This is a genomic window from Halochromatium sp. (genome assembly GCF_054919635.1).
Genome location: NZ_JBUDPI010000246.1, coordinates 1 through 5,983 on the forward strand (window position 1 = coordinate 1; position 5,983 = coordinate 5,983).

General features: G+C 65.7%; 3 protein-coding genes and 1 pseudogene. 3 read left to right on the top strand and 1 reads right to left on the bottom strand.

Going from position 1 to position 5,983, the window contains the following annotated elements; genetic code table 11:
• The 3 genes and pseudogenes from ACY693_RS13805 to ACY693_RS13815 form a co-directional block, all read left to right on the top strand.
• Positions 1 to 689: pseudogene (locus tag ACY693_RS13805) on the top strand (hypothetical protein); the annotation flags it as partial.
• Positions 682 to 3,804 carry a Gldg family protein gene (locus ACY693_RS13810; protein ID WP_462322404.1) on the top strand — a complete coding sequence of 1,041 codons (3,123 nt, stop codon included), beginning with the start codon at positions 682 to 684 and terminating at the stop codon, positions 3,802 to 3,804. The pseudogene ACY693_RS13805 and the gene ACY693_RS13810, both read left to right, overlap by 8 nt.
• A 3-nt stretch (positions 3,805 to 3,807) precedes the next feature.
• Complete coding sequence (locus ACY693_RS13815) at positions 3,808 to 5,538, top strand: DUF4340 domain-containing protein (protein WP_462322405.1); 1,731 nt, start codon at positions 3,808 to 3,810, stop codon at positions 5,536 to 5,538.
• A 16-nt stretch (positions 5,539 to 5,554) separates the two neighbouring features.
• On the opposite strand, the gene ACY693_RS13820 is transcribed toward ACY693_RS13815, so the two are convergent.
• Positions 5,555 to 5,983 (bottom strand): DUF4198 domain-containing protein (locus ACY693_RS13820; RefSeq protein WP_462322406.1); only part of this gene is annotated, 429 nt, incomplete at its 5' end.

Here is a 5,983-nt window from a genome sequence, read left to right on the forward strand (position 1 = left end):
TCATCTCGACCCACATCCTGCAAGAGGTCGAGGCCGTCTGCTCGCGCGTGCTGATCATGCGCGCCGGCCGGCTTGCGATCGACAGCCGCCTCGATGCGCTGAGCACCGATCCGCGCCTGTTGGTGACGCTCGATCGACCGGTCTCGGAGGTCACCGAGACCCTGGGTGCCATCGAGAGCGTCGGCGCGGTGACCCATCTTGGCGACCAAGGCGCGCATCGGCACTTCGCGCTGCAGACCACCGATCCCAAGCGACTCGCCCCACGTATCGCGCAGATCGCCGCCGAGCGCGGCTGGGCGCTGTATACGCTGACGCCCGAGCGCCGCGATCTCGAGGCCCTGTTCGGCGCCGTCGCGAGCGGCGAGCAAGTCCAGACCGCCGAGCCGGCCTCAGCCCCCACCGAGACGGCGACCGAGAGTGCGGCAACAGCACCGAAGTCGTCGCAGGGCGCTGGTTCTGGTTCTGGTTCTGGCTCGACCTCGGCAGGCGGAAAGGCAACGACGACGCGCAAGACGAGCAGACAGCCAAAGGCAAAGTCCAAGGCTAAGGCCAAAGCTAAGCCGAAAGCACAGCCGAAACAAAAGCCAAGACCAGAGGTCGAGGCTGAACCGAAAGCCAAGCCAGCGGCAGAGCCGAAACCCAAGCCAAAGACGGCGACCTCGACCAAGGAGGAGCCCACCAATGAGTAGCCTTCTGCGCATCACCCGAAAGGAGCTGTCCTCGTTCTTCGGCTCACCGGTCGCCTACCTGTTCATTGGCGCCTTCCTCGCCGCCACGCTGTTCGTGTTCTTCTGGGTCGAGGCCTTCTTCTCGCGCAATATCGCCGACACACGGCCGTTGTTCGACTGGATGCCATTGCTGCTGATCTTCCTCGCCGCGGCGCTCACCATGCGTCTGTGGAGCGAGGAGCGCCGCGCCGGCACGCTGGAGCTGCTGGCCACACTGCCGGTGCCGACCTGGCGCTTGGTGGTCGGCAAGTTCCTCGCCGCCTGGGCACTGGTCGCCATCGCGCTGGTGCTGACCCTGCCGCTGCCGCTCACCGTCGCGCTGATCGGTCCGCTCGACTGGGGACCGGTGATCGGCGCCTACCTGGCGACCCTGCTGCTGGCGGCGGCCTACATCGCCATTGGTCTGTTCGTCTCGGCACGGACCGATAACCCGATCGTCGCGCTCATCGGTACCACGCTGGTCGCCGCGTTGTTCTACCTGATCGGCTCACCGGCGCTGACCAGCCTGGCCGGACACGGCGGTGGCGAGCTGCTGCGGCTGCTCGGCTCCGGCTCGAGGTTCGAGTCGATCACCCGCGGCGTCATCGACCTGCGCGACCTCTACTATTACCTGAGCCTGGTCGGCGCCTTCCTGCTGCTGACCATCGACACGCTGGAGCGCTTGCGCTGGGCCGCGGACAGCGATCGACGCGTCGCCCATCATCGCTGGAGCCTGTTGACCGGCCTCGCGGTGGCCAACCTGATCGCCGCCAATCTCTGGCTGCATCAGGTCGATGAGGTCCGCGCCGATCTGACCCGCGGCTCGGTCTACACCCTCTCCGAGACCACCGAGACCTATCTCGACCAGCTTCAGGAGCCGCTGCTGATTCGCGGCTATTTCAGCGCCGAGACCCATCCGCTGCTCGCACCCTTAGTGCCACAGTTGCGCGACCTGTTGCGCGAGTACCAGGCCGCCGGCAATGGACGCGTGATCGTCGAGCTGATTGATCCGCACACCAACCCAGAGCTTGAGCGTGAGGCCGGCGAGCAATACGGCATCCAGCCGGTCGCCTTCCAGACTGCCAGCAAGTATCAGGCAGGCGTGGTCAACTCCTACTTCGACATCCTGGTGAAGTACGGCGACAGCTATGAGGTGCTCGGTTTTCAGGATCTGATCGACGTGAAGGTGCGCGGGGAGACCGATCTCGACGTGGTGCTGCGCAACCCCGAGTACGACCTCACCCGCGCGATCAAGAAGGTCCTCTACGGCTGGCAAGCGGGCGGCAATCTGTTCGCCGGCATCCAGCAACCACTGCAGCTGCGTGCCTTCATCTCCGCGCCCGAGCAGCTCCCCGAGCCGCTGCCCGAGCTTCGCGCCGAGCTCGAGACCGTCCTCGCCGAGCTGGCCGACGAATCCGGCGGCCGGTTCCGCTGGGAGATCACCGATCCGGCCCAAGACCCGGTATTGGAGCAAGAGATTGCCGAGCGCTATGGACTGCAGCCGCTGATCCTCGATCTGTTCGATCCGCGGCCCTTCCATTTCGGGCTGGTGCTGGAGCAGGGCGAGCAAGCGATCCCGGTCGCCCTGCCCGAGGAGCTCGATGCCGCGGGTCTGCGCCGCAGCCTGAGCGCGGCGATCAAGCGCTTCACGCCTGGCGTGCTACGCAGCATCGCCCTGTATCGGCCCGAGCCCACGCCGAGCATGATGGACATGGGTGGCTTGGGCGGCAGCGACCCCGGCTACAGCCTGCTCGAGGAGGTGCTGCAAGCCAACTTCAACCTACTGCCGACCAATCTGCGCGACGGCCAGGTGCCAGAGCAGACCGATCTGCTCTTGGTCATTGCACCTAAGGATCTGGACGAGCGCCAGCGCTTCGCCATCGACCAGTTCCTGATGCAAGGCGGCACCGTCATCCTCGCCGCCGCGCCGCTCGATGTCGATCTCGGGGGTGGACGGATCAGTGCTGTAGAGCAGCCGACGGGGCTCGAGGATTGGCTCAAGGGACTCGGCGTGCGACTCGGTCCTGGCCTGGTGCTGGACCCGCAGAACACGCCGTTCCCAATCCCGGTTCAGCGTCAGCTCGGCGGCTTCGTGGTCGAGGAGATCCAGATGCTGCCCTATCCGTATTTCCCGGACATCCGCAGCGACGGGCTGAGCGATGCGTCCGGCATCACAGCCGGACTCGACCAGCTGACCATGACCTGGGCGGCCCCGATCAACGTCGAGGCCGAGGCGAACACCGAGCGCCAGGTCGTTCGACTGATCGAATCCTCGCCGGAGGCATGGACGCGCGAGGACAGCGATGTGCAGCCCGACCTGGAGGCCTACCCGGAGCTGGGCTTCGCGCCTGGTGACGACACCGGACGCAAGCTCCTCGGTGTCCTGCTCGAAGGGCGCTTCGCGTCGGCGTTCGCCGGGAAGCGCTCGCCGCTGCTTAGCGACGCTCAGCGCGATAGCGAGCACGCTCAAAGCTCCAGTCGAGACATCGGGCCCGGCCTAGACCAGGATGCCGGGCTAGACACCGAGCAGGACGTCGGGCAAGCCGCTGATCAGCGAGACACTCAAGCCAGCGATCAAGCAGATAGCGACGATGGCCGCCTAGCCAGCGACGGCAGCGCAGAGCTGAATCGAGGTGAGTCCGCGACCGCCGCACAGGATCTTGCTCAAGACGGCAGCGTCTCCCAAGACCCGGAGTCCGGCCCCAGCGAGACCGAGACCGAGCCAGAATCACCTCGTCTCGCCGGCGTCGTCGAGCACTCGCCAAGCTCAGCTCGACTGATCCTACTCGGCTCCTCGAGCTTCCTCTCGGATACCGCGATCAGCCTCGCGACCGAGGCCAACCAAAGCCGGTATCTTGCGCCGCTGACACTGATCCAGAACGCAATCGACTGGTCGCTCGAAGACCGTGGGCTGCTCGCACTGCGTGGCCGTGGTCAGTACAGCCGGCTGCTCGAGCCGGTCGGTCGTGAGCAGCGCATCCTACTGGAAACGCTGAACTATCTGCTCGCGCTCGGGGGCCTGGCACTGGTCTTCGTGCTGCACCGGCTACTGCATCAGCGCCGCGAGCGGTCTCTGGCCGCGATCCTGGAGGGCTGAGTCATGAGCGATCCATCGAACGGAGCAACGCGTCTCTTCCGCAACCCGTTCAGCCGCATCGAGCCGAGCTGGCGCCGAGCGCTGCTGAGTCCTGCCGTCGGCGTATTGATCATGCTGCTGATTGCCCAGCTGGTCGCGGCGCTCGTGCTCGCCAGCAACGCCATGCGAGCAACCCCGGCCGATGCGCCGCTGTTTGATCTCGCGAGCGAGCAGGTCACACGCATCGAGATCAGTTCTGATGACCAGCAGTTGGTGCTGGTCCGTGCACCCGAGGGCTGGGTGCTGCCCAGGCTCGCTGATTTCCCCGCCGACGCCGACAAGGTCGACCAGCTGTTGAGCACGCTGACGAGGCTACAACGTCCGCTGCCCGTTGGCTCGAGCGAAGAGGCACAACGACGGCTCAAGGTCGCCGACGACAACGCCGAGCGCCGCATCCAGTTGTATGGCGACGCCGGTGCGCTGGCACAGCTCCTGACCGGCGACTCCCCCGGCTTTCGTCGCCTCTATGCGCGCATCGCCGGCGAGGAGACCGTTTACGATCTACCGCTCGCCGATTTCCAGATCACGAGCGACCACGACGATTGGGTGAAACAGGATCAGCTGCGCGTCGATGCCGAGGCGATCGAACGCATCAGCAGCAGCGACTGGACGCTGAGCCGTATCGATGGCGGCGGCTGGCAGCTCAAGACCGACTCGGTCAGATCGGCTGGCGGCTTAACCGCGGCCCCGGCACCCGATCTCGACACTGAGCGAGCACAGTCCGAGCAGGATCAGATTGCGCTAGACCAAACCGAGATCCAGACACTGCTGAGCCGAATCGCCAATCTCAGCTACCAAGGCGTTCGGATGCCATCGACCAATGCGAAGCCGAATACAGCAAGCGGGGCTCCGAGCGCAGGTGTCCCCAAAGACTCTCCCGGCAGTGGCAGCGATGCTGAAGCCGGTACTGAGAATGGCTCCGCTGCTGCTGTGACCGCTGACCCAGAACCGACTGCGTCCGGGTTGCGATCGGAGCCGGTGCTGCAGCTCAACCTCGTCCTCAAGGACGGCAGCCGCCTCACCCGGACAGTGTTTGCCGGTGAGCATGGCGGCTATCTGCTGCAAACCGACAACGCCCCCCAACTCTATGAGCTCTCCGAATACGATCTCCAGGGTCTGCTCGGACTCCAGGCGGAGCAGCTCATCGCCAGCAGCACTGATGAGTCGACCGACGGGGCAGCCGTTGTCGAGACAGCACCACCGGATGAGCAGGCGGATCTCCCACCTCACGCGGACAGGAGCCAATCCGAGGGGTCATTGTCTCCGGCAGCCTCAGCGCGCCCTGCCACAGCATCGGCAGAGCGATCATCGGCACCGCCCCCCGAAACCACAGGCGTATCGGAAGACACAACCGAACGGGCAGCTGAGCCTGCAGCAAAGGCAGCCGCAGGTGGAGCTGCAGCGGCCGCAGGCAGCGAGCAGCCAACGCCAGCAGATACGGCACCCCCGGGCGATAGACTCAACGCCCCCGCAGCCGGGACACGCGCTGAAGCGGCGACAACCGAGCCTGCTGTCGAGCAGCCTGAATTCCGCCCCCAGCAACCATATCGGCAAGCCCCACAGCAGCCTCCAGCACCGCCGCAGTGGCCTTATCAACCCTATGCGCCGCCAGGCGGGCAACCCTGGCAGCCAGTGGCTCCACCCCAAGGCCCGCCGCCAGGCGCGCCAGCGCAGACAGCACCTGGCTGGCGATGAGCAACTGCGGGTCCGCTTACATCTCCCGCGCGCGCACCCAGATCAGCGCACCGAGCTCGACTGGCACCTGCTCGCCATCGGGGTTGGCCATGGTCTCTTCGCCTTCAAGCAGGGCGGCGAAGCCCCACCAGCCTGCGCGTGGCATCGCGTAGCTGAAGACGCCGTTGGCATCGGCCTTGAGGACCTGGGTGACAAAGGGGGCTGCCGGTGGCTCAACGCTGCCATCGTTGCGGTATTCGACCTCGACCGTCGCGAAGGGCACCGGCTTGCCACCCCGAGTCACTACGCCACTGAACAGATTGCCCGCCCAGAGCCCATAGGGACGCACTAAGGGCTCGATCTCAACCGGCAGGCCGACCATCTGATCCCAACCCTCTTCGGCACCGAAGGCATCAACCACAGTCTTGGTGTAATGAATGATCATCACGCCCTCGGCCGGCTCCCA

Bases quoted from the DNA above. Each gene is read 5' to 3' on its own strand.
- ACY693_RS13810 (WP_462322404.1), top strand. From the start codon at position 682: ATGAGTAGCCTTCTGCGCATCACCCGAAAGGAGCTGTCCTCGTTCTTC.
- ACY693_RS13815 (WP_462322405.1), top strand. From the start codon at position 3,808: ATGAGCGATCCATCGAACGGAGCAACGCGTCTCTTCCGCAACCCGTTC.